Origin of the sequence: Ramlibacter sp. (genome assembly GCF_036676645.1) — a bacterium.
Taxonomy (GTDB): domain Bacteria; phylum Pseudomonadota; class Gammaproteobacteria; order Burkholderiales; family Burkholderiaceae_C; genus Ramlibacter.
The window spans coordinates 14,796-35,784 of the sequence record NZ_JAKFCM010000074.1 but is presented as its reverse complement, the minus strand read 5'-3'; the positions used below and the strand labels follow the sequence as shown (position 1 = coordinate 35,784).

At 71.3% G+C, this 20,989-nt stretch carries 22 protein-coding genes and 1 tRNA gene; 16 read left to right on the top strand and 7 right to left on the bottom strand.

Annotation, left to right across the window (positions count from 1 at the left end):
* Positions 1-70 precede the first annotated feature (70 nt).
* The 6 genes from V6M57_RS11195 to V6M57_RS11170 are packed head-to-tail and all read left to right on the top strand — an operon-like array spanning position 71 to position 4,600.
* Positions 71-670, top strand: a complete 600-nt coding sequence (locus V6M57_RS11195; RefSeq protein ID WP_332815073.1) for a YqgE/AlgH family protein — start codon at positions 71-73, stop codon at positions 668-670.
* Positions 667-1,083: a Holliday junction resolvase RuvX gene (ruvX, locus tag V6M57_RS11190; protein ID WP_332815072.1), complete on the top strand. Its 417-nt coding sequence runs from the start codon at positions 667-669 to the stop codon at positions 1,081-1,083. The genes V6M57_RS11195 and ruvX overlap by 4 nt, the downstream gene beginning before the upstream one ends.
* Positions 1,080-1,574, top strand: coding sequence for a bifunctional pyr operon transcriptional regulator/uracil phosphoribosyltransferase PyrR (gene pyrR, locus V6M57_RS11185; RefSeq protein ID WP_332815071.1), 495 nt, complete (start codon positions 1,080-1,082; stop codon positions 1,572-1,574). The genes ruvX and pyrR overlap by 4 nt, the downstream gene beginning before the upstream one ends.
* A complete protein-coding gene (locus V6M57_RS11180) occupies positions 1,574-2,536 on the top strand; it encodes an aspartate carbamoyltransferase catalytic subunit (RefSeq protein WP_332815070.1) in 963 nt (320 codons plus the stop codon). The genes pyrR and V6M57_RS11180 overlap by 1 nt, the downstream gene beginning before the upstream one ends.
* A gap of 10 nt (positions 2,537-2,546) precedes the next feature.
* Positions 2,547-3,857, top strand: coding sequence for a dihydroorotase (locus tag V6M57_RS11175; RefSeq protein ID WP_332815069.1), 1,311 nt, complete (start codon positions 2,547-2,549; stop codon positions 3,855-3,857).
* Between the two features lie 2 nt (positions 3,858-3,859).
* The gene (locus V6M57_RS11170) at positions 3,860-4,600 is read left to right on the top strand and encodes a lysophospholipid acyltransferase family protein (RefSeq protein WP_332815068.1); all 741 of its coding nucleotides are present in this window, start codon (positions 3,860-3,862) and stop codon (positions 4,598-4,600) included.
* On the opposite strand, the gene V6M57_RS11165 is transcribed toward V6M57_RS11170, so the two are convergent.
* Entirely contained in the window at positions 4,588-5,688 is a 1,101-nt protein-coding gene (locus V6M57_RS11165; RefSeq protein WP_332815067.1) for an ABC transporter ATP-binding protein, read from the bottom strand. The genes V6M57_RS11170 and V6M57_RS11165 overlap by 13 nt on opposite strands.
* A gap of 85 nt (positions 5,689-5,773) precedes the next feature.
* On the opposite strand from V6M57_RS11165, the gene V6M57_RS11160 reads away from it, so the two are divergent.
* On the top strand, positions 5,774-7,384 hold the full coding sequence (locus tag V6M57_RS11160) for an ABC transporter permease (protein WP_332815066.1): 1,611 nt from the start codon (positions 5,774-5,776) through the stop codon (positions 7,382-7,384).
* Between the two features lie 60 nt (positions 7,385-7,444).
* Here V6M57_RS11160 and V6M57_RS11155 read toward each other — a convergent pair whose 3' ends face one another.
* On the bottom strand, positions 7,445-7,678 hold the full coding sequence (locus V6M57_RS11155) for a hypothetical protein (protein ID WP_332815065.1): 234 nt from the start codon (positions 7,676-7,678) through the stop codon (positions 7,445-7,447).
* Between the two features lie 203 nt (positions 7,679-7,881).
* Here V6M57_RS11155 and V6M57_RS11150 point away from each other — a divergent pair.
* Positions 7,882-7,956, top strand: a tRNA-Arg gene (locus V6M57_RS11150).
* Positions 7,957-8,074: 118 nt separating this feature from the next.
* Here the strand turns inward: V6M57_RS11150 and V6M57_RS11145 are convergent.
* The 3 genes from V6M57_RS11145 to V6M57_RS11135 all read right to left on the bottom strand — a co-directional run bounded on the left by V6M57_RS11145 (position 8,075) and on the right by V6M57_RS11135 (position 10,858).
* Entirely contained in the window at positions 8,075-9,265 is a 1,191-nt protein-coding gene (locus tag V6M57_RS11145; RefSeq protein ID WP_332815064.1) for a vWA domain-containing protein, read from the bottom strand.
* A gap of 14 nt (positions 9,266-9,279) precedes the next feature.
* The gene (locus V6M57_RS11140) at positions 9,280-9,873 is read right to left on the bottom strand and encodes a GNAT family N-acetyltransferase (protein WP_332815063.1); all 594 of its coding nucleotides are present in this window, start codon (positions 9,871-9,873) and stop codon (positions 9,280-9,282) included.
* Positions 9,874-10,015: 142 nt separating this feature from the next.
* The gene (locus V6M57_RS11135; RefSeq protein ID WP_332815062.1) at positions 10,016-10,858 is read right to left on the bottom strand and encodes an AAA family ATPase; all 843 of its coding nucleotides are present in this window, start codon (positions 10,856-10,858) and stop codon (positions 10,016-10,018) included.
* Positions 10,859-10,943: 85 nt separating this feature from the next.
* On the opposite strand from V6M57_RS11135, the gene V6M57_RS11130 reads away from it, so the two are divergent.
* Positions 10,944-11,642 carry a c-type cytochrome gene (locus tag V6M57_RS11130; protein ID WP_332815061.1) on the top strand — a complete coding sequence of 233 codons (699 nt, stop codon included), beginning with the start codon at positions 10,944-10,946 and terminating at the stop codon, positions 11,640-11,642.
* A 259-nt stretch (positions 11,643-11,901) separates the two neighbouring features.
* Here the strand turns inward: V6M57_RS11130 and V6M57_RS11125 are convergent, their stop codons facing one another.
* Complete coding sequence (locus tag V6M57_RS11125) at positions 11,902-12,336, bottom strand: DUF1841 family protein (protein WP_332815060.1); 435 nt, start codon at positions 12,334-12,336, stop codon at positions 11,902-11,904.
* Positions 12,337-12,415: 79 nt separating this feature from the next.
* On the opposite strand from V6M57_RS11125, the gene pcaF reads away from it, so the two are divergent.
* From pcaF to V6M57_RS11100, 5 genes are all read left to right on the top strand, one after another.
* Complete coding sequence (gene pcaF, locus V6M57_RS11120; RefSeq protein ID WP_332815059.1) at positions 12,416-13,621, top strand: 3-oxoadipyl-CoA thiolase; 1,206 nt, start codon at positions 12,416-12,418, stop codon at positions 13,619-13,621.
* Positions 13,618-14,379 (top strand): sulfite exporter TauE/SafE family protein, encoded by a 762-nt coding sequence (locus V6M57_RS11115; protein ID WP_332815058.1) that lies wholly within the window; start codon positions 13,618-13,620, stop codon positions 14,377-14,379. Before pcaF ends, V6M57_RS11115 begins: the two co-directional genes overlap by 4 nt.
* An 89-nt stretch (positions 14,380-14,468) precedes the next feature.
* The gene (locus tag V6M57_RS11110) at positions 14,469-15,086 is read left to right on the top strand and encodes a ParA family protein (protein ID WP_332815057.1); all 618 of its coding nucleotides are present in this window, start codon (positions 14,469-14,471) and stop codon (positions 15,084-15,086) included.
* 97 nt (positions 15,087-15,183) lie between these two features.
* Positions 15,184-16,017: a glycine zipper 2TM domain-containing protein gene (locus tag V6M57_RS11105; protein ID WP_332815056.1), complete on the top strand. Its 834-nt coding sequence runs from the start codon at positions 15,184-15,186 to the stop codon at positions 16,015-16,017.
* A gap of 115 nt (positions 16,018-16,132) precedes the next feature.
* Positions 16,133-17,242: a glycosyltransferase family 2 protein gene (locus V6M57_RS11100; protein WP_332815055.1), complete on the top strand. Its 1,110-nt coding sequence runs from the start codon at positions 16,133-16,135 to the stop codon at positions 17,240-17,242.
* 39 nt (positions 17,243-17,281) lie between these two features.
* On the opposite strand, the gene V6M57_RS11095 is transcribed toward V6M57_RS11100, so the two are convergent.
* The gene (locus V6M57_RS11095) at positions 17,282-18,334 is read right to left on the bottom strand and encodes an AraC family transcriptional regulator (RefSeq protein ID WP_332815054.1); all 1,053 of its coding nucleotides are present in this window, start codon (positions 18,332-18,334) and stop codon (positions 17,282-17,284) included.
* 98 nt (positions 18,335-18,432) lie between these two features.
* Between V6M57_RS11095 and V6M57_RS11090 the strand changes: the two genes are divergently transcribed.
* Together V6M57_RS11090 and V6M57_RS11085 are read left to right on the top strand one after the other, a co-directional pair.
* Positions 18,433-20,040: a carboxyl transferase domain-containing protein gene (locus tag V6M57_RS11090; protein ID WP_332815053.1), complete on the top strand. Its 1,608-nt coding sequence runs from the start codon at positions 18,433-18,435 to the stop codon at positions 20,038-20,040.
* A 133-nt stretch (positions 20,041-20,173) separates the two neighbouring features.
* The gene (locus tag V6M57_RS11085) at positions 20,174-20,962 is read left to right on the top strand and encodes an enoyl-CoA hydratase/isomerase family protein (protein ID WP_332815052.1); all 789 of its coding nucleotides are present in this window, start codon (positions 20,174-20,176) and stop codon (positions 20,960-20,962) included.
* Positions 20,963-20,989: the final 27 nt, after the last annotated feature.

The window sequence follows — 20,989 nt, the reverse complement described above, 5'->3', positions numbered from 1 at the left end:
CGGCGTCGGCAGGCGGGAGATTTCGCCCAGCCGGGTGCCCGCGCGGGCCCCCCTTGGCTAGAATCCGGCCATGCCGGCCGAAGCCACGCCCATGAACCTGACGCATCACTTCCTGATCGCGATGCCGGGGCTGGAGGACGAGTCGTTCGCCGGCAGCGTGGTCTACCTGTGCGAGCACAGCTCGCGCGGCGCGCTGGGGCTGGTGATCAACAAGCCCAGCGACATCAAGCTGAAGAACCTGTTCGAGAAAGTCGACCTGCCGCTCACGCGCGACGACCTGGCCGGCGCGCCGGTGTTCCAGGGCGGCCCGGTGCAGACCGAGCGCGGTTTCGTGCTGCACGAGGCCGTGCTGGCCGACCAGGCCCAGCCCGACGAACCGGTGTACGCATCCACCATGACCATCCCCGGCGGGCTGGAGATGACCACCTCCAAGGACGTGCTCGAGGCCATGTCCACCGGCGCCGGGCCGCGCAAGGTGCTGGTCTCGCTCGGCTACTCGGCCTGGGGCGAGGGCCAACTCGAATCGGAACTGGCCGAGAACAGCTGGCTGACCGTCGCCGCCGACCCGCAGGTGATCTTCGACACGCCGGTCGAGCAGCGCTACGACAAGGCGCTGTCGCTGCTGGGCCTGCAGGCCTGGATGCTGTCGCCCGAGGCCGGTCACGCATGAGCGTGCCGCCGCGCCCCGACGTTCCCCGCCACTTCACCACTTTTCTTGCTTTCGACTACGGGGTGCGCCGCACCGGCGTCGCCGTGGGCAATCGCCTGCTGCGCAGCGCCACGCCGCAGCCCACCATCCGCGCCGAGGGGCGGGCCCGCCTGGACGCCGCCGAGCAACGGGTGCGCCAGTGGCAACCCGATGCCCTGGTCGTGGGCGTGCCGTTCCACCCCGACGGCACGCCGCACGAAAATACGGCCCGGGCGCGCCGGTTCGGCCGCCAGCTGGCGGCCCGCGCCCGGCTGGACGTGTACGAGGTCGACGAGCGTTACAGCACCACCGAGGCGCTGGCGGCCGGCGCCGCCGACGCCGATGCCGGTGCGGCCTGCGTCATCCTGGAGCAATTCCTGAGGAGCATCGAATGAGCGATTTGCGGCTGGACGCCGAGGCGCTGTACCGCGAGCTGCTGCGCGGCGTGCCGGCGCTGCGCGGCCCGGCCGGGCGGCTGGTGGGCATCACCTCCGGCGGCGCCTGGCTGGCGCAGCGCCTGCAGCAGGACCTGGGGCTCCATGGGGAGGCCGGCACCATCTCTTCTTCCATGCACCGCGACGACTTCGCGCAGCGCGGCCTGTCCGCCTCCGGGGCGCAGACCTCGCTGCCGTTCGACGTCGAGGGCGCGCACATCGTGCTGCTCGACGACGTGCTGTACACCGGGCGCACGCTGCGCGCCGTGCTCAACGAGCTGTTCGACTACGGCCGGCCGGCCAGCGTGAAGCTGGCCGTGCTGGTGGATCGCGGCGGCCGCGAGCTGCCGGTGCAGGCCGACTTCGCCGCCGCCCGCGTGGCCCTGCCCGGGGACCAGTCGCTGCAGCTCGCGCGCGACGACCAGGGCCGCTTCAGCTTCCAGGTGAATTGATGCCGTACCGACGCAATCCGCAGTTGAACCGCAACGGCGAGCTGATCCACCTGCTGTCGGTGGAAGGGCTGCCGCGCGAGATCGTGACCCACATCCTGGACACCGCGCAGAAGTTCGTCGGCGTCAGCGACCGCGAGGTCAAGAAGGTGCCGCTGCTGCGCGGCAAGAGCGTGTTCAACCTGTTCTTCGAGAACAGCACGCGCACCCGCACCACCTTCGAGATCGCGGCGACGCGCCTCTCGGCCGACGTGATCAACCTGGACATTGCCCGCTCCTCGGCCAGCAAGGGCGAGTCGCTGCTGGACACCATCGCCAACCTGTCGGCGATGGCGGCCGACCTGTTCGTGGTGCGGCACGGCGAGTCGGGCGCGCCCTACCTGATCGCCCAGCACGTGGCACCGCACGTGCACGTGATCAACGCCGGCGACGGGCGGCACGCGCACCCGACCCAGGGGCTGCTCGACATGTACACCATCCGCCACTACAAGAAGGACTTCTCCAACCTGACGGTGGCGATCGTCGGCGACGTGCTGCATTCGCGGGTGGCGCGCTCGGACATCCACGCGCTCAACACGCTGGGCTGCGCCGAGGTGCGGGTGGTCGGCCCCAAGACGCTGGTGCCGGGCGACATGGCGCCGATGGGCGTGCGGGTGTGCCACACGCTGGAGGAGGGCATCCGCGACTGCGACGTGGTGATCATGCTGCGGCTGCAGAACGAGCGCATGAGCGGCGCGCTGCTGCCCTCGTCGCAGGAGTTCTTCAAGAGCTTCGGCCTCACGCCCGAGAAGCTGCGGCTGGCCAAGCCGGACGCGATCGTGATGCACCCGGGGCCGATCAACCGCGGCGTGGAGATCGACTCCGCCGTGGTCGATGGCCGCCAGAGCGTGATCCTGCCGCAGGTCACTTTTGGCATCGCGGTGCGCATGGCCGTCATGAGCATCGTGGCGGGGAACGAAGCTTGAGCGGAACAAGATGAAGATCCTGATCAGGAACGGCCGGGTGATCGACCCGGCCAGCAACCGCGACGAGATCGCCGACGTCGCGCTGGCGGCGGGGCGCATCGTCGCGATCGGCGGCACGCCGGCCGGCTTCAGCCCGAGCCGGGTCCTCGACGCGCGCGGCTGCATCGTGGCGCCCGGGCTGGTGGACCTGGCGGTGCGGCTGCGCGAGCCCGGCCACGAGCACGAGGGCATGCTGGAGTCGGAGATGGCCGCGGCCGTGGCCGGCGGCGTCACCAGCCTGGTCTGCCCGCCCGACACCGACCCGGTGCTGGACGAGCCCGGGCTGGTGGAGATGCTGCGCATGCGCGCCGAGAAGCTGCACCAGGCGCGCGTGTTCCCGCTCGGGGCGCTGACGCGCGGGCTGGCGGGCGAGGTGCTGACCGAGATGGCCGAACTGACCGAAGCCGGCTGCGTCGGCTTCAGCCAGGCCGAGGTGAGCCTTGCCAACACCCAGGTACTGCAGCGCGCGCTGCAGTACGCAGCGACCTTCGGCTACACGGTCTGGCTGCGCCCGCAGGAGCTGCACCTGGGCAAGGGCGTGGCCGCCAGCGGGCCGCTGGCGACGCGGCTGGGGCTGCCCGGCGTGCCGGTGGCGGCCGAGACGATCGCGCTGCACACGATCTTCGAGCTGGTCAAGGCCACTGGCGCCCGGGTGCACCTGTGCCGCATCAGCAGCGCGGCCGGCGTCGAACTGGTGCGGCAGGCCAGGGACCAGGCACTGCCGGTCACCTGCGACGTGAGCATCAACTCGCTGCACCTGACCGACGCCGACATCGGCTATTTCGACAGCCGCATGCGGCTGTCGCCGCCGCTGCGCCAGCTGCGCGACCGCGACGCGCTGCGCGAGGGCCTAGCCGACGGCACGATCGATGCGGTGGTGTCCGACCACACGCCGGTGGACGAGGACGCCAAGACGCTGCCCTTCGCGGAAGCGGAGCCGGGCGCCACCGGGCTGGAGCTGCTGCTGTCGCTGGCGCTCCAGTGGGGGCAGGAAAGCGGCGTCGGCCTGGCCCGCGCCCTGGCGGTGCTGAGCAGCGAGCCGGCGCGCGTGCTCGGGCCGGCGCTGGGCACGCTGCAGGCCAGCTGCGGCCGGCTCGCCGAAGGCGGCGTGGCCGACCTGTGCGTGTTCGATCCGCAGGTGCACTGGACGGTCGAGCCCGGCGCGCTGCGCAGCCAGGGCAAGTACACGCCCTTCTCCGGCCACGAGCTGCCGGGACGGGTGCGCTGGACCATCGCCGCCGGCCAGGTCGCCTGGGATGCCGGCCCGGTCGCAACCGACTGACGATGGGATCGCTGCGCGCCGCGTGGCGGCTGCTGCGGGCGCTGCTGCATGCGCTGCGCGGGCTGGCGACCATCCGCTTCGTTTTTGCGCGGCTGTCCGAGGAGCAGCGCCACCAGCGGGTGCAGGCCTGGGCCCGTCGCATGCTGCAGGTGCTAGGCATCGCGCTGCAGGTGCGCGGCCAGCCGCCGCTGCGCGGCCCCGTGCTGCTGGTGTCCAACCACATCTCCTGGCTCGACATCCTGGTGCTGCACGCCGCGCGCCACTGCCGCTTCGTGTCCAAGGCCGAGGTGAAGCGCTGGCCGCTGGTCGGCGCGCTGGCCACCGGCGCCGGCACGCTGTACATCGAGCGCGAGTCGCGCCGCGACGCCATGCGGGTGGTGCACCACATGGCCGCCAGCCTGCAGTCGGGCGACATCCTGGCGGTGTTCCCGGAGGGCACCACCAGCGACGGCATCGACCTGCTGCCCTTCCATGCCAACCTGGTGCAGGCCGCGATCTCGGCGCACAGTCCGGCCCAGCCGGTGGCGCTGCAGTTCATCGAGACCCACAGCGGGCGCATGAGCCTGTCGCCCTGCTACATCGGCGACGACAGCCTGGTCGCATCGCTCTGGCGCACGCTGTCGGGGCCGCCGATCACCGCGGTGGTGGCCTTCGGTGCCCCCCAGCACGCCGGCAGCCGCGACCGCCGCGCGTGGGCCGCGGACCTGCGCGCCGCCGTGCAGCGCCTGCGTCAGGACGCGTAGGGCATGGGCGGCGCGCCCGCGCCGGAGCCGCGCTCGAAGGTGACCACGTGGTCCACCTCGGCACGGATGCCGATCCACTCGCCGACCTTGTGGTCGTGGTGGCTGGGCACGTGGGCCAGTACGGTCTCGCCGCTGCGCAGCCGCAGGGTGTAGAGGAATTCCGAGCCGCGGAAGGCCTTGCGCAGGATCTGCGCCTTCACCGGGGCATGGTCGTCGTGCACGATGTCGTCGGCGCGCAGCAGCACCTCGCACAGGCCGGCGCCGAAGGCGGTGGGCAGCGGGCACTCGGCCACGTCGGTCAGCGAGCCCAGCGGGGTGTCGACCACCACCTGGCCGCCGACCTCGCGCAGCGTCGCCGGGGCGAACACGCCATGGCCGATGAAGTCGGCCACGAAACGCGTGGCCGGGCGGTGGTACAGCGTGTACGCATCGTCCCACTGGTGCAGCCGGCCCTGGTGCATCACGCCGATCGTGTCGCCGATGGCGAAGGCCTCCAGCTGGTCGTGGGTGACGAACAGCGCCGTGGTGCGCGCCGCCTTCAGGATGCCGCGGATCTCGTGCGCCAGCCGCTCGCGCAGCTCGACGTCCAGGTTGGAGAAGGGCTCGTCCAGCAGCAGCAGCTGGGGCCTGGGCGCCAGCGCGCGGGCCAGCGCCACGCGCTGCTGCTGGCCGCCCGACAGCTCGTGCGGCATGCGCCGCTCGATCCCGGCCAGGCCCACCAGCGCCAGCACCTCGGCGACGCGCGGCGCGCGCGCCGCGCGCGGCAGGCCGCCCAGGCCGAAGCCGACGTTGCGGCCCACGTCCAGGTGCGGGAACAGCGCGTAGTCCTGGAACACCATGCCGATGCGGCGCGCCTCCGGCGCGAGGTGCACCTGCGGACTCTCGACCACCTGGCCGGACAGGCGGATCTCGCCGCCGCTGGCCCGCTCCAGGCCGGCGACCGCGCGCAGCAGGGTGGTCTTGCCGCAGCCGGACGGCCCGATCAGCACGCCGATGCCCCCGTCGGGCAGCCCGAGCGAGACCTCGTCCACGGCGGGCCTTTCCTGGCCGCGGTACCGGACGCTCACTCGCGACAGTTCGACGTGCATGAGCCCGATTTTAGATGAGTACAATTCTCATTTGCGTTGGTGCAGATCAAGCGCGGCCGGGGGCGGCGCCCGCCCAATCCCATCCATGACCTTCGCGCGGCTGCAAGATTTCCTGCTGCTCGGCCTGGCCACCCTGATCGTGCTGCCCGTGGCGGCCGTGGTCGGCTCCTGGCTGCAGTGGGACGCCCAGAGCGCCGCCATCCTGCGCGAGATGGCGGACACGGTGCTGCCCGGCTACACCTTCACCAGCCTGGGACTGTGCGTCGCCGTGGGCGCGGGGGTGGCCGTGGTCGGCATGGCCTCGGCGGCCGCGGTCACCCTGTTCGACTTCCCCGGGCGCCGGTTCTTCGAGTGGGCGCTGCTGCTGCCGCTGGCGGTGCCTTCGTACGTGGTGGCCTATGCGTACACCGACTTCCTGCAGTTCAGCGGACCGCTGCAGTCCTGGCTGCGCGCCAGCTTCGGGCTGGAAGGCCGGGTGTTCCCGGAAATCCGCAACGTCACGGGCGCCACGGTGGTGTTCGTCTTCACGCTCTACCCCTACGTCTACCTGCTGGCGCGCACCGCGCTGGCCGAGCGCGCCACCCAGCTGATGGAGGCGGCGCGCCTGCTCGGTGCGCCGCTGCGCACGCGGGTGCTGCGGGTGGCGCTGCCGCTGGCGCGCCCGGCGGTCGCCGCCGGAGTCGCGCTGGCGCTGATGGAGACCCTGGCCGATTTCGGCGTGGCCAGCTATTTCGGCATCACGACCTTCACCACCGGCATCTACAAGGCCTGGCTGGCCATGGACAACCGCGTCGCCGCGGCCCAGCTCTCGACCACCCTGCTGCTCGTGGTCGTCGTCCTGCTGGCGCTGGAGCACCGGGCCCAGCGGCGCATGCGCTTTTCCGCCGCGCGCGGCGGCCGCGCCGGCTCGGGCGAGGCGCAGCCGGTGCCGCTGGCGGGGCGGCGCGCCGGGGCCGCCATCGCCGTCTGTTCGCTGCCGGTGCTCATGGGCTTCGTGCTGCCGGTGCTGTTCATGCTGCGGCCGCTGCTGGCCGACTGGTCGGCGCTGCCGTGGGACCGCTTCCTGCTATGGGCCGGCAACAGCGTGCGGCTGGGCGGGATCAGCGCGGTGCTGGCCGTCGCCATCGCCATGCTGCTGGCCTACAGCCTGCGCCGCAGCGGCGACGCGGTGACGCGCGGCGTGGTCCGGCTGGCCGGGCTGGGCTACGCGATCCCCGGTGCCGTGATCGTGGTGGGGCTGCTGCTGCCGGTGGGCTGGCTGCAGCGGACCGCGCCCGACACGCCCACCGTCTACTGGGTGACCGGCACGGCGCTGGGCATCGTCTGGGCCTACCTGGTGCGCTTCATGTCGGTGGCGCTGCAGTCGATGCAGAGCGGCTATGCGCGCATCCCGGCCAGCTTCGACGACTCGGCGCGCATGCTGGGCACCGGCCGGCTGGCGCTGCTGGCGCGGGTGCACTGGCCGCTGTTGCGGCGCTCGGCGGCCGCCGCGGCGCTGCTGGTGTTCGTCGACGTGATGAAGGAACTGCCGGCCACGCTGCTGCTGCGGCCCTTCAACAGCGACACGCTGGCGGTGGTGGCCTACCAGCTGGCCCGCGACGAGCGCCTGGGCGAGGCGGCGCTGCCGTCGCTGGCGCTGGTGCTGGTGGGGCTGCTGCCGGTGATCCTGCTCAGCCGGGCGCTGCGCTCGCGCTGAGCGGCGCCTGCAACGCAACCGGTCAGCTTGGGAAGTGAGCGGGCGGCGGCCCGCCCGGAGTCAGGCTTCGTCCGGCCCCTCGGCGCGTTTGCGGCTCTGTTTGCGGAAGACGATTTCGCCGGTGGGCACGTGCACCACGCGGATCTCCTGGCCACCCGGACGGGTGGTGCTCTTGGCAGCGACCGTGACCGCCAGGGCGCGGTCGCTGACGAAATACTGCTGGGCGCCGGACACGGGAAGCAGGCAGCTCGCGATGGGGGAACTGCTCTCGATGCGGTAATCCGCGGAAGTCATGGAGATCCTCTCTGTCTCGTTTGTCTTGCTGGTGCGTCCTGAGGGCGGCGCGGGCACGAGGTTGTTCTTGTTGGGGGACCCGGCCTGCCTCGGATGTCGGCTGCCACACAGCTTATCGGCCGACGCCGGCCTGTCTGTAGGACGCCACCGCGGGGAGGTAAAGCCCGACGGCGGCGACGGCGCGCCTACAATGGCGCGCCGTCGCCGCCGTAGTTCAATGGATAGAACGAGCGCCTCCTAAGCGCTAGATGCAGGTTCGATTCCTGCCGGGGGCGCCAGGGGGCGGAGAATCGGATCCCCGCCTTCGCGGGGAGACTTCGCTCGCTGCGCAAGGAAGCCTGGATCCCTGCTTTCGCTGCGCTCGCGGGGATGACTTCGCTCACTGCGTTCGCGAAGTCACTTGGACAGCAGGCGCATGGCTTCTTCGAGGCCGTTGATCGTCAGCGGGTACATGCGCCGGTTCATCAGCTGCTGGATGACCGAGATGCTCTGGCGGTACTGCCACACGCCCTGCGGCTCGGGGTTGATCCAGGCGAACTTGGGGAAGGCGCTGGTCAGGCGCTGCAGCCACTCGGCGCCGGCTTCCTCGTTGTTGTATTCGACGCTGCCGCCCGGCTGCAGGATCTCGTACGGGCTCATGGTGGCGTCGCCCACGAAGACCAGCTTGTAGTCCTTGTTGTACTTGCGGATGATGTCCCAGGTCGGGAACTTCTCCGAGAAGCGGCGGCGGTTGTTCTTCCACATGAAGTCGTAGACGCAGTTGTGGAAGTAATAGAACTCCAGGTGCTTGAACTCGGCCTTGGCCGCCGAGAACAGCTCCTCGACGCGGTGGATGTGCTCGTCCATGGTGCCGCCCACGTCCATCAGCAGCAGCACCTTCACGTTGTTGTGCCGCTCCGGCACCATCTTGATGTCCAGCCAGCCGGCGTTGGCCGCGGTGGACCGGATGGTGTCGTCCAGGTCCAGTTCCTCCTCGGCTCCTTCGCGCGCGAACTTGCGCAGCCGGCGCAACGCGACCTTGATGTTGCGCGTGCCCAGTTCCTGGCTGTCGTCGTAGTCCTTGTAGGCGCGCTGGTCCCAGACCTTCACGGCACTGCGGTTGCGGCCCTTGTCCTGGCCGATGCGGATGCCCTGCGGGTTGAAGCCGTAGGCGCCGAACGGCGAGGTGCCACCGGTGCCGATCCACTTGCTGCCGCCCTCGTGGCGCTCCTTCTGCTCCTCGAAGCGCTTCTTCAGCGTCTCCATGAGCTCGTCCCAGCCCATCTTCTCGATCTTCGCCTTGTCCTCCGGCGACAGCTCGAGCTCCAGGTTCTTGCGCAGCCACTCCAGCGGGACGTCCCGGGTGAAGTCGGCCAGCAGCTCCACGCCCTTGAAGTAGGCGGCGAAGGCGCGGTCGAACTTGTCGTAGTGCTTCTCGTCCTTGACCAGCGTGGTGCGCGCCAGGTAGTAGAAGTCGTCGACCGAGTAGCCGTCCTCGCTGGTCGGGCCGACCACGCCTTCCTTCAGCGCTTCGAGCAGGACCAGGTATTCCTTGACGGACACGGGCAGCTTGGCGCTGCGCAGGGTGTAGAAGAAGTCGATCAGCATCGGGGACCTCCGGCTCAGGCGCGCGGGCGCTCCAGCTGGTACTGCAGGTGGGCCTTGACCTGCGGCCACTCGCCGGCCGCGAGGCTGTACATGACCGTATCACGAACGGTGCCGTCGCGCCGCAACGCATGGTGGCGCAGCACGCCGTCCTTGCGGGCGCCCAGGCGCTCGATCGCGCGCTGGCTGGCGAAGTTGTCGTTGTCGGTGCGCCAGCCCACCAGCCGCGCGCCCAGCGCCTCGAAGGCATGCGTCATCAGCAGCAGCTTGCAGCTGGTGTTGACGTGGGTGCGCTGGCAGCGGGCGGCGTACCAGGTGTAGCCGATCTCCAGGCGCTCCACCGCGGGCACGATGTCGTGGTAGCGGGTGCTGCCGACTACCTCGCCCGCGGCGTCCAGCACAACGAACGGCAGCATGTGGCCGGCGGCCTGGCCGGCGAGGGCGGTCTCGACGTATGCCGCCTCCTCGCCGGGCGCCGGCACCGACGTGACGCGCAGCTTCCACAGCTCGCCGTCGCGCGCAGCGGCGGCCAGCGCCTGCGCGTGTTCGCGCGCCATCGGCACCAGCCGCACGCGGCGGCCTTCGAGGCTGACGGGCTCGGGCTTGCGCATCTCAAGTTTCCACGGTGCGCCTCCTGGCGCGCAAACGACTAAAAGCGCGGCGCCTGGTCCGGCGCCACCGCGGAACCGGCTTTGCCGGGCCGCTGGTGGCGCCCCTCGGCGGGAGGCGCCACAGGCGCTTCGGGGTGGGCCACTATCGGTTGTGCCGCTGCATGAAGACCAGTTTCTCGAACAGCGTCACGTCCTGCTCGTTCTTGAGCAGCGCGCCCACCAGCGGGGGCACGGCGACCTTGTCGTCCTTGGCGTGCAGCGCCTCGGGCGGGATGTCCTCGGCCACCAGCAGCTTGAGCCAGTCGAGCAGCTCCGAGGTGCTGGGCTTCTTCTTCAGGCCCGGCAGGTTGCGCACGTCGTAGAAGGTCTTCATCGCGGCCGACAGCAGCTCCTGCTTCAGGCCGGGGAAGTGCACCTCCACGATCTTCTTCATCGTGTCGGCGTCGGGGAACTTGATGTAGTGGAAGAAGCAGCGGCGCAGGAAGGCGTCGGGCAGCTCCTTCTCGTTGTTGGAGGTGATGAACACCAGCGGCCGGTGCTTCGCCCTGACCAGCTCGCGCGTCTCGTAGACGTAGAACTCCATCCGGTCCAGCTCGCGCAGCAGGTCGTTGGGGAATTCGATGTCGGCCTTGTCGATCTCGTCGATCAGCAACGCGACCGGCTGGTCGGCGCTGAAGGCCTGCCACAGCACGCCCTTGACGATGTAGTTGTGGATGTCCCTGACCTTTTCGTCACCGAGCTGCGAATCGCGCAGGCGCGAGACCGCGTCGTACTCGTACAGGCCCTGCTGCGCCTTGGTGGTGGACTTGATGTGCCATTGCAGCAGCGGCATGCCCAGCGCCTGCGCCACCTCCTCGGCCAGCATGGTCTTGCCGGTGCCCGGCTCGCCCTTGACCAGCAGCGGCCGCTTGAGCGTGATGGATGCATTGACCGCCAGCATCAAATCCTGCGTGGCGACGTAGTTCTGTGAGCCTTGGAACTTCATAGGAGGGGAATCATCGGGGCTGTTGAGGTGACCCCTATAATCGTCCGTTGATCTGGATCAGACGCTCTTCGATTGTGCGCTCAAAATGAATCAGTTGTTGACCACGCTCATGGCCCTCGTTGTCGCTTCTGCGACCGGGTTTGCACACGCGCAGGCCGCGTCGGCGCCGGGCGCGGCTGCCGCGCCGGCGGCGGCAGCGTCCGCCAGCCCGGCGGCCCTGCAGGCCAAGATCGCCATGTGCCTGGGTTGCCACAACATCCCCGGCTACCAGGCCAGCTTCCCCGAAGTGCACAAGGTCCCGATGATCGCCGGCCAGGGCGCCGCCTACATCGAGGCCGCGCTGGCTGCCTACAAGACCGGTGAGCGCCGGCACCCGACCATGCGCAGCATCGCCGAGTCGCTGTCCGAGCAGGACATGAAGGACGTCGCGGCCTACTACGCCGGCCTCGGCACCAACGAGCCGGTGGCCGAGAAGCCGAGCCGCGAGCCCAGCCCGCAGGTGGCGGCCCTGCTGCAGAAGGCGGCCTGCGTCTCCTGCCACGGCGCCAACTTCTCCAAGCCGATCGCGCCCAACTACCCCAAGATCGCGGGCCAGCACAAGGACTACCTGTTCGTGGCGCTGAAGTCGTACAAGGCCGATCCTTCGGGCCTGGTGGGCCGGGGCAATGCCATCATGGGCGGCATCGCCAAGCAGTTCAGCAACGCCGAACTCCGGGCCATGGCCGACTACATCGGCAGCCTGCAGGGCGAGCTGGAGACGGTGCCGGAAAGCCGGTTCAAGTAGGACTGGCCGCCGGCCGCACTGACACCCGCGGCGCCGACAACTGCATGCGGCGCCGACGACTGCATGCGGCGCCGACAACTGCATGTCATCCCGGCGAACGCCGGGATCCATCTCCCGGCCCTGGTATGCGGTCGTGCGCTGTTCCGGCGCCGGGTGATGGATTGCGGCTCAAGGCCGCAATGACACCCTTGCCGGCCGCAATGACACCGTTGCCGGCCGCCATGACACGTCGCGCCGCCGGCGGGCCTCCCGCCCGGGCTCAGTCCCGGGTCGCCCGCCGCTGCACGCAGGCGACGTAGTCGTCGCCGTCGGGCGGGCGGCCGGCGCGCTGGCTTTCCCACAGCATCTGCCCCAGGCATTCCATGGCTTCGTGGTGGGCGTCGTGCAGCGAGCCGCGGCGCGCCGCCAGCAGCTCCACGGCCTGGCGGATGCCGCGCGGCTGGTCGATCGAGCACTGCTCGCTGATCGACAGGTGCATGGACAGGTGCAGGAAGGGGTTGGACTGGCCGTCGCTGCCGTCGTAGACGCGGGCCACCGCCGCCTCGGCGTCCGCGAGGTCGGGGTCGTACTCCGGGTGCTCCCGCAGCCACTGGCTGGCCAGCGTCTCCAGCGCATCCAGCGGCTGGCCGGCGTGCGCCCTGGCGTGGACGCTGCAGAAGAAGCGCCGGACGTCCTGCTGTGAGGGATTGAACATGGGGCGAGGCTAACACCCGCGGGGGTCGGCGAAAATCGCCCGTTCGCGCCGGCACCTGCCGGCGCCCTCCGGAGCATTCATGAGCCAGCAAGCCTTCATCTGCGACGCCATCCGCACCCCGTTCGGCCGCTATGGCGGCGCCCTGTCGCCGGTGCGCACCGACGACCTCGCCGCGCTGCCGATCAAGGCCCTGGTGGCACGCAATCCCAAGGTCGACTGGCAGGCGGTCGACGACGTGCTGTACGGCTGCGCCAACCAGGCCGGCGAGGACAACCGCAACGTCGCCCGCATGGCCGCGCTGCTGGCCGGCTTGCCGGTGGAAGTGCCCGGCGCCACCCTCAACCGCCTGTGCGGCTCGGGGCTGGACGCGGTCGGCAGCGCCGCGCGCGCCATCAAGGCCGGCGAAGCCTCGCTGGTGATCGCCGGCGGCGTGGAGAGCATGAGCCGGGCGCCGTTCGTGATGCCCAAGGCCGAGGCCGCGTTCTCGCGCGCCAATGCGGTGTACGACACCACCATCGGCTGGCGCTTCGTCAACCGGCTGATGAAGGAGCGCTACGGCATCGACTCCATGCCGGAGACGGCCGAGAACGTGGCGGCCGAATTCGGCATCGAGCGCGAGGCCCAGGACCGCATGGCGCTGGCCTCCCAGCTCAAGGCGGTGGCCGCGCAGAAGGCCGGCTTCTTCGACGCCGAGATCACCCCGGTGACCATTGCACAGAAGAAGGGCGAGCCGGTCGTGGTGGCGAAGGACGAGCACCCGCGCGAGACCTCCATGGAGGCACTCGCCAGGCTCAAGGGCGTGGTGCGGCCGGACGGCAGCGTGACCGCCGGCAACGCCAGCGGCGTCAACGACGGTGCCTGCGCCCTGCTGCTGGCCGACGAAGGCACGGCCGCCCGGCACGGCCTCACGCCGCGCGCCCGCGTGGTCGGCATGGCCAGCGCCGGCGTGCCGCCGCGCATCATGGGCATGGGCCCGGCGCCGGCGACGCAGAAGGTGCTGGCGCTCACCGGGCTGAAGCTGGAGCAGATCGACGTGATCGAGCTGAACGAGGCCTTCGCCGCCCAGGGCCTGGCGGTGCTGCGGCAACTCGGGCTGCGCGACGACGACCCGCGCGTCAACCCGAACGGCGGTGCCATCGCGCTGGGCCACCCCCTCGGCGCGTCGGGCGCGCGCCTGGCCACCACCGCGGTGAACCAGCTGCACCGCAGCGGCGGGCGCTACGCGCTGTGCACCATGTGCATCGGGGTCGGGCAGGGCATCGCGGTGATCCTCGAGCGGGTTTGAACTTCCCGCTGATCACCGACGCCGGTTTCTACGCGGTCGCGATTCCCGCGGTCCTGCTGCTGGGGATCAGCAAGAGCGGCTTCGGCGCGGGCTTCGGCTCGCTCGCCGTGCCGCTGATGGCGATGTCGGTCACCGTGCCGCAGGCCGCGGCCATCCTGATGCCGCTGCTGTTCGTGATGGACGTGCTGGGCCTGCGCGCCTGGCGCGGGCACTTCGACTGGAAGCTGATCCGCTTCCTGCTGCCCTTCGGCCTGCTCGGCACGGGGGTCGGCACCGTGCTGTTCAAGCTGCTCGACGCGCGCCTGGTGGCCGGCATCGTGGGCCTCTTCACGCTGGTGTTCCTGGCCCAGCGGGTCTTCTTCCCCCCGCGCAAGGACAGCCCGGCGCCGCCGGCCTGGCTGGGCGCGGTGCTGACCACCACCTCCGGCTTCACCAGCTTCATCGCCCATGCCGGCGGCCCGCCGGTGAATGCCTACGTGCTGCCGATGCGGCTGGCGCCCACGGTCTACACGGCCTCGATGGCGGTCTTCTTCTTCGCCGTCAACCTGAGCAAGTGGATCCCCTACGCCTGGCTGGGCCTGCTGGACCTGCGCAACATGGCGACCTCCGTCGTCCTGCTGCCGCTGGCGCCGGTCGGGGTCGTGATCGGGGTGAAGCTGGCACACCGCATCCGGCCGCTGCTGTTCTACCGGCTGGTCTACCTGGGCATGCTGCTGACCGGGCTCAAGTTGACCTGGGACGGCTTCGGCGCCGGCTGATCGCGGTCGGTGGCCCGGGCTCATCCGTGCAGCTAACATAGGGCGCAAGCGGCCCTGCCGGATCGGACCGCTCCCTTTCGGAGGTGCCCATGCCGGTCGTGGTCGTTGCCAATCCCAAGGGCGGTGTCGGGAAGTCCACCCTCGCCACCCACATCGCGGGCCATTTCGCCAGCCAGGGCCATCCGGTCATGCTCGGCGACGCCGACCGCCAGCAGTCCAGCCGGCTGTGGCTGAACCTGCGGCCGCCCTCGGCGCGCCCCATCCGGGGCTGGGAGATAGGCGAGGGCCAGGTCGCGCGCCCGCCCAAGGGCACCACCCACGTCGTGGTCGACACGCCCGCCGGGCTGCACGGCAAGGAACTGCGCGACCTGCTGCTGCCGGCCAGCAAGGTGATCGTGCCGCTGGCGCCCAGCGTGTTCGACATCTTCGCCACCCGCGCCTTCCTGGATGAGTTGGCCGGACACCACAAGACGCGCGGGCTCCCGATCGGCATCGTCGGCACCCGCGTCGACAACCGCACGCTGGCGGCCGACCAGCTGCGCGCCTTCGTCAAGGGCCTGGGCCTGCCCGTCGTCGGCGAGTTGCGCCCGACCCAGAACTACGTGCACCTGGCGGCCCGCGGCCTGACCCTGTTCGACCTGTCGCCGGCGCGCGTCGAGCGCGACCTGGCGCAGTGGGCACCGATCGCGCGCTGGCTCGACAGCTAGCGGCTCCGACACGAAGCGACACAAAGTTCAACACAGCCGACGTGCTCGCGCCCAAGCTCGGCCGTTATAAACGGACCAACAACCCGCGAGCCCTTCCATGACTGCAGCCCTGAATCCCACCGCCCCGCAACCCAGCGCCCCGTCCAGTTCCCTGGCCGCGGTGCCGCGAGCCATGTGGGTGGCGCTCGGCGTGCTGGCCCTGGCCACCGCGGCCCTGGGGGGCGCGCTGGTGATGCGCTCCCTCGACAGCCCCGAGCCGCCGCAACTGGCGACGGCTTCGCAGGTCGCTCCCACCCAGGTCGCCGGCCAGCAACAGGTCGCGCCGGCCCAGTTGCAGGCGGCGGCCCAGCCGGCCGCCCCGGTGGCGCAGCCGGCACCGGCTCCTGCGCCGGCCAAGGTCGCGCGCCCGGCGCCGCCCAGGCCGGTGGTGCAGCAGGCCAGCGGCTCGGCGCATCGCCAGCCGGTCCAGCAGCCGCAGGTCGTCGCCCAGGCCCCGGCCTACCCGCAGCCGGTGCCGGTCCAGGCCACCCGCGCCGCCATCTGCGTCACCTGCGGCACGGTGCAGGCCGTGCACGAGGTGAAGGAAAAAGGCCAGGGCAGTGGCCTCGGCGCGGTCGGCGGTGCCGTGGTCGGTGGCCTGCTCGGCAACCAGGTCGGCGGCGGCAACGGCAAGAAGGTCATGACCGTGATCGGCGCCGTCGGCGGCGGCCTGGCCGGCCACGAAGTGGAAAAGCGCGCGCGCTCCACCGTCGCCTACGACGTGCAGGTGCGCATGGAAGACGGCAGCGTGCGCACCATCCGCCGCCCGGAGCCGGTGGCCGTCGGCACCCGGGTGTTCGTCGAAGGCGGCGAACTGCGCGTGGGCGGCCCCGGCGTCGGCAGCGTGCAGCCCGGCACGCTGCGCACCTCGGCACCCGGCTCCGGCGCCTGAATCCCGCAAACTGATCGCGGCGCGCTGCCGCCGTACGAGCGCCGCGGCAGCGCGCCGCCGCTCGAGGCCCTAATGGGCTATCGCAGCCTCAGCCTTTGCGGACCAGAATGGCTGCATGGGAGCCACGAGAACGACGCGTGCCGCTGCGGCGACCGACCCACTCCCTGTAGATCCGTCGGCGGTGGCGCCGCAGGCGGATCCCTCGGCCCTTCCGTTCTCGGTGGTGGTGCCGCTCTACAACAAGGCGCCCTTCGTTCGCAGTTCGCTCGGCTCGGTGCTGGCACAGACCTTCGGCCGCTTCGAACTGCTGGTGCTGGATGACGGCTCCACCGACGGCGGCGCCGAACGGGCCGAAACCCTGGGCGACCCGCGGGTGCGCGTCGTGCGCCAGCGCAACGCCGGCGTGTCCGCGGCCCGCAATGCCGCCATCGCCATGGCGCGCGGGGAGTGGGTGCTGTTCCTCGATGCCGACGACTGGCAGCACCCGCAGCTGCTGGCGGTGCTGCGCGCCACCCAACGCGCCTGCCCGCAGGCGGACTGCGTGGCCACCCGCTTCGTCGAGTTCACCGACCCGACCGGCTCGCCGCCGCCGCGCTGGCCGGTGCCGCCCGGGCCGCCCCGCGTCGAGCTGATCGACGACCTGGCCGCACACTGGATGCGCGGGCCCACGCTGTTCACCGGCTCGATCGCCGTGCGGCGCCGGCTGCTGGAGCAGTTGCAGCCGTGCTTCCAGCCCGGCGAGAGCTTCGGCGAGGACCTCGAGCTGTGGTTCCGCATTTCCGAGCGCACGCCGATCGCGCTGGTGCACGCGCCGTTGGCGGCCTACCGGGCCTGCGTGCGGGGCAGCCTGTCCGATGCGCCCCGGCCCTGGCGCCTGCCGCCCTGGGTAGGGCGGATGCGCCGGCGCGTGCAGTCGGCCGGCTTCGATCCGCGGCGGCGCCGCTCCGCGCTGGTGCTGGCCGACCAGCTCAGCCTGAACATGGCGCGCGAAGCGATCGCGGCCGGGCACCGCGGCGCCGCCCTCACCCTGCTGGCCGAAGCCTTTCGCGCCATCGCGGGCCGGCGCTGGTGGGTGACGGCTGCCATGGCCCTGTGCTGCCCGAGAGGACTGGCGCTGAAGGTCCTGCAGCGCGGGGCCCGGGGCGCCGCGCCCGAGGGTGCCGGCGAACAGGCCGCCTGGCCGCCACCGTCGCCGCTGATCCCGCCGGCGACGCGCCGGATCTGAGCGGCGCGCCGCGCCGGAGCGAGGCCCTCGACGCCGGCGTCAGGCGCTGCCGCCGGCGCGGAACTCGCCCGGTGCCACGCCCATGCGGGCCTTGAAGGCGCGCGCGAAGCTCTTCTCGTTGCGAAAGCCCGCTGCCGCGGCCACCTGCTTGAGCGGGCGCGCGGTGCGCAACAGCAGGTCGCGCGCCCGCTCGAAACGCACCTCGTCCTTCAGCTGCTGCAGGCTGGCCCCTTCGACCTTCAGCTGCCGGTGCAGGGTGCGCGCCGACACGTGCAGCAGCTCGGCCACCGCCTCGGCGCTGTGGCTGCGCCCGGGCTGGGCGGCCAGCGCCTGGCGCACCTGCGGCACCAGCAGCCGGTCGCGCCGGTACTGCAGCACCGTGAGGCTGAGCGCGCGCTGGCGCAGCATCAGCGACAGCGCCTTCTCGTCGCGGCGCAGCGGCAGCGACAGGTAGCGGGCGTCGAAGCGGATGGCGGCCGGCGCGCCGCCGTCGCCGAAGGACAGCGCCCCGCCGGGGAACATGTGCGAGTAGGCATCGGCATGCGCCGGCGCGGCGAACGGAAAGCTCGCCCCCTGCAGCGGGATGCGCGAATCGACGAACCAGCAGGCCAGCCCGTGCACGTTGCGCAGGATGAAGGCGATCGACAGTTCGCGCGCGGCGGCCGGCAGCGGCCGCGTCTCGTGCAGGCTGATCGTGGCGAGGTCGCCGCCGGCGGCCAGCGCGAGCCGGACGTCGGGGACCAGCAGGCCATGGTGGCGGCACCAGCGGCTCAGGGCCACGCCCAGGTCGGGTGCGGTGAGCGAAGCGCGCGCCAGCATGCCGTAGCTGCCCCAGGGCAGCTTGCGGCTGAACGCGCCCAGGCCCTCGTCGTCCAGTTCCTGCATGGCGGCGGCCGACAGCAGCTCCATCTGGCGGGACGTCATCCGGCCGTTCGGCTCGCACAGCTGCGCTGGCGCGATCTGTGCCGCCTGCAGGGCCCCGTCCGGCGCCTGCCCGTAACGCCGGTAGGCGGCGGCGATGGCTCGGGCAAAGGCGATCGGCGTGACGGCGGCGGGGGCCTGGCCCGACGCCTGGCCGGCAGCGGCTGGCATGCCGGGAGTGTGGCACGATTTGCAACCCACGCGGCAGGCGGGCGGCGGCGCGCTGGCGTAGCCTCCCGGCCAGCTGCGGCTGACCACGCGAGAGACACATGCCCGTTCTGGAGACCCAACTCAATTCCCGTTCCGCCGAGTTCCAGGCCAATGCGCAAGCCATGCGCGAGCTGGTGGCCGACCTGCAGGCCCAGGTCGGGCGGCACGCCCTGGGCGGCGGCGAAGCCGCGCGCGCGAAGCACACCGCCCGCGGCAAGCTGCTGCCGCGCGACCGGGTGCAGATGCTGCTGGATCCCGGCACGCCCTTCCTCGAGCTGTCGCCGATGGCGGCGCACGGCATGTACGACGAAGCCGCCCCCAGCGCCGGCGTGATCACCGGCATCGGCCGGGTGGGCGGCCGCGAGGTGGTGATCGTCTGCAACGACGCCACCGTCAAGGGCGGCACCTACTACCCGATGACGGTGAAGAAGCACCTGCGCGCGCAGGAGATCGCGCAGCAGAACCGGCTGCCCTGCATCTACCTGGTCGACTCGGGCGGCGCCAACCTGCCCAACCAGGACGAGGTGTTCCCCGACCGCGAGCACTTCGGCCGCATCTTCTACAACCAGGCCAACCTGTCGGCCCAGGGCATCGCGCAGATCGCCGTGGTGATGGGCTCGTGCACGGCCGGCGGCGCCTACGTGCCGGCCATGAGCGACGAGGCCATCATCGTGAAGAACCAGGGCACCATCTTCCTGGGCGGCCCGCCGCTGGTGAAGGCCGCGATCGGCGAGGTGGTCTCGGCCGAGGACCTGGGCGGCGGCGACGTGCACACGCGCCTGTCCGGGGTGGCCGACCACCTGGCCCACGACGACCTGCACGCGCTGTCGCTGGCGCGCCAGGTGGTGGGCACGCTGCCTCGCGACAAGGCGTTGCCGCCGCAAACGCGCGAGCCGCGCCCGCCCAGGTACGACCCAAAGGAACTGCACGGCGTGGTGCCCAGCGACACGCGCAAGCCCTACGACGTGCGCGAGATCATCGCCCGCATCGTCGACGGCTCCGAGTTCCACGAGTTCAAGGCGCGCTACGGCACCACGCTGGTGTGCGGCTTCGCCCACATCGAGGGCATGCCGGTGGGCATCGTCGCCAACAACGGCATCCTGTTCTCCGAGAGCGCGCAGAAGGCCGCCCATTTCATCGAGCTGTGCTGCCAGCGCAAGGTGCCGCTGGTGTTCCTGCAGAACATCACCGGCTTCATGGTCGGGCGCAAGTACGAGAACGAGGGCATCGCCCGGCACGGCGCCAAGATGGTGACCGCGGTGGCGACCGCCAGCGTGCCCAAGTTCACGGTGATCATCGGCGGCAGCTTCGGCGCCGGCAACTACGGCATGTGCGGGCGCGCCTACTCGCCGCGCTTCCTGTGGATCTGGCCGAACGCGCGCATCTCCGTCATGGGCGGCGAGCAGGCCGCCAGCGTGCTGGCCACCGTCAAGCGCGACGGCATCGAGTCGCGCGGCGGCCACTGGAGCGCCGACGAGGAAGAGGCCTTCCGTGCGCCCATCCGCGAGCAGTACGAATTCCAGGGCCACCCCTACTACGCCACCGCCCGCCTGTGGGACGATGGCGTGATCGACCCGGCCGACACCCGCCGCGTGCTGGCGCTGGGCCTGTCGGCCGCGTTCAACGCGCCGATCGGCGAGCCGAAGTTCGGCGTGTTCCGGATGTAGGCGCATGGGCGGCGCGTGGACGTTGCAGAGCGCCGCAGCCTCGATGCCGGCGTGCTGCCGTCCAGCGGCTGAAGGACGCGCCCTGCAGATGTTGGAAGAAGTGGCCAAGCGCTACTGAAAACGTGGAGCGACGATGAAGAACCTGGAACTGCGCTACGAGGCCGGCGTCTCGACCGTGACGCTGAACCGTCCCGAGGTCCGCAATGCCTTCAACGACGAGGTCATCACGGAACTGACCGCGGTGCTGCACGAGCTCGGGCAGCGCCCCGAGGTGCGCTGCGTGGTGCTGGCCGGCAACGGCCCGGCCTTCTGCGCCGGCGCCGACCTCAACTGGATGAAGCGGGTGGCCGGCTACACGCGCGAGCAGAACCTGGAGGACGCCGGCGGACTGGCCCGCATGCTGGAAGTCCTCTACCGCCTGCCCAAGCCGACCGTGGCGCGCGTGCATGGCGACACCTACGCCGGCGGCATGGGGCTCGTCAGTGCCTGCGACATCGCGGTGGCGGCCGATCCCGTGCAGTTCTGCCTCAGCGAAGTGAAGCTGGGCCTGATCCCCGCCACCATCAGCCCCTACGTGATCCGCGCCATGGGCGCGCGCGCGGCGCACCGCTGGTTCCTCACGGCCGAACGCTTCTCGGCGGCCGAGGCGCACCGCATCGGCTTCGTGCACGAGGTGGTGCCGGCGGCGCAGCTCGACGCCAAGGTGGCCGAGATCGCGCGCGCACTGGTCAGCGCCGGCCCGGAAGCGGTCAAGGCCGGCAAGCAGCTGGTGCACGACGTGGCCGGCCGCGAGATCGGCGCCGGCCTGATCCGCCGCACGGTCGAGGGCATTGCGGACATCCGCTCCAGCGAGGAGGGCCGCGAAGGCGTGCGCTCGTTCCTGGAAAAGCGCAAGCCCAACTGGCTGCTGCCGCCGGGGTGAGCGCGACGGACGTGCACCCCATGATGG

What these genes read in the sequence shown, in the direction of transcription:
- V6M57_RS11195 (WP_332815073.1), top strand. Translation starts at nt 71, where the DNA reads ATGCCGGCCGAAGCCACGCCCATGAACCTGACGCATCACTTCCTGATC.
- ruvX (WP_332815072.1), top strand. Translation starts at nt 667, where the DNA reads ATGAGCGTGCCGCCGCGCCCCGACGTTCCCCGCCACTTCACCACTTTT.
- pyrR (WP_332815071.1), top strand. Translation starts at nt 1,080, where the DNA reads ATGAGCGATTTGCGGCTGGACGCCGAGGCGCTGTACCGCGAGCTGCTG.
- V6M57_RS11180 (WP_332815070.1), top strand. Translation starts at nt 1,574, where the DNA reads ATGCCGTACCGACGCAATCCGCAGTTGAACCGCAACGGCGAGCTGATC.
- V6M57_RS11175 (WP_332815069.1), top strand. Translation starts at nt 2,547, where the DNA reads ATGAAGATCCTGATCAGGAACGGCCGGGTGATCGACCCGGCCAGCAAC.
- V6M57_RS11170 (WP_332815068.1), top strand. Translation starts at nt 3,860, where the DNA reads ATGGGATCGCTGCGCGCCGCGTGGCGGCTGCTGCGGGCGCTGCTGCAT.
- V6M57_RS11165 (WP_332815067.1), bottom strand. Translation starts at nt 5,688, where the DNA reads ATGCACGTCGAACTGTCGCGAGTGAGCGTCCGGTACCGCGGCCAGGAA.
- V6M57_RS11160 (WP_332815066.1), top strand. Translation starts at nt 5,774, where the DNA reads ATGACCTTCGCGCGGCTGCAAGATTTCCTGCTGCTCGGCCTGGCCACC.
- V6M57_RS11155 (WP_332815065.1), bottom strand. Translation starts at nt 7,678, where the DNA reads ATGACTTCCGCGGATTACCGCATCGAGAGCAGTTCCCCCATCGCGAGC.
- V6M57_RS11145 (WP_332815064.1), bottom strand. Translation starts at nt 9,265, where the DNA reads ATGCTGATCGACTTCTTCTACACCCTGCGCAGCGCCAAGCTGCCCGTG.
- V6M57_RS11140 (WP_332815063.1), bottom strand. Translation starts at nt 9,873, where the DNA reads ATGCGCAAGCCCGAGCCCGTCAGCCTCGAAGGCCGCCGCGTGCGGCTG.
- V6M57_RS11135 (WP_332815062.1), bottom strand. Translation starts at nt 10,858, where the DNA reads ATGAAGTTCCAAGGCTCACAGAACTACGTCGCCACGCAGGATTTGATG.
- V6M57_RS11130 (WP_332815061.1), top strand. Translation starts at nt 10,944, where the DNA reads ATGAATCAGTTGTTGACCACGCTCATGGCCCTCGTTGTCGCTTCTGCG.
- V6M57_RS11125 (WP_332815060.1), bottom strand. Translation starts at nt 12,336, where the DNA reads ATGTTCAATCCCTCACAGCAGGACGTCCGGCGCTTCTTCTGCAGCGTC.
- pcaF (WP_332815059.1), top strand. Translation starts at nt 12,416, where the DNA reads ATGAGCCAGCAAGCCTTCATCTGCGACGCCATCCGCACCCCGTTCGGC.
- V6M57_RS11110 (WP_332815057.1), top strand. Translation starts at nt 14,469, where the DNA reads ATGCCGGTCGTGGTCGTTGCCAATCCCAAGGGCGGTGTCGGGAAGTCC.
- V6M57_RS11105 (WP_332815056.1), top strand. Translation starts at nt 15,184, where the DNA reads ATGACTGCAGCCCTGAATCCCACCGCCCCGCAACCCAGCGCCCCGTCC.
- V6M57_RS11100 (WP_332815055.1), top strand. Translation starts at nt 16,133, where the DNA reads ATGGGAGCCACGAGAACGACGCGTGCCGCTGCGGCGACCGACCCACTC.
- V6M57_RS11095 (WP_332815054.1), bottom strand. Translation starts at nt 18,334, where the DNA reads ATGCCAGCCGCTGCCGGCCAGGCGTCGGGCCAGGCCCCCGCCGCCGTC.
- V6M57_RS11090 (WP_332815053.1), top strand. Translation starts at nt 18,433, where the DNA reads ATGCCCGTTCTGGAGACCCAACTCAATTCCCGTTCCGCCGAGTTCCAG.
- V6M57_RS11085 (WP_332815052.1), top strand. Translation starts at nt 20,174, where the DNA reads ATGAAGAACCTGGAACTGCGCTACGAGGCCGGCGTCTCGACCGTGACG.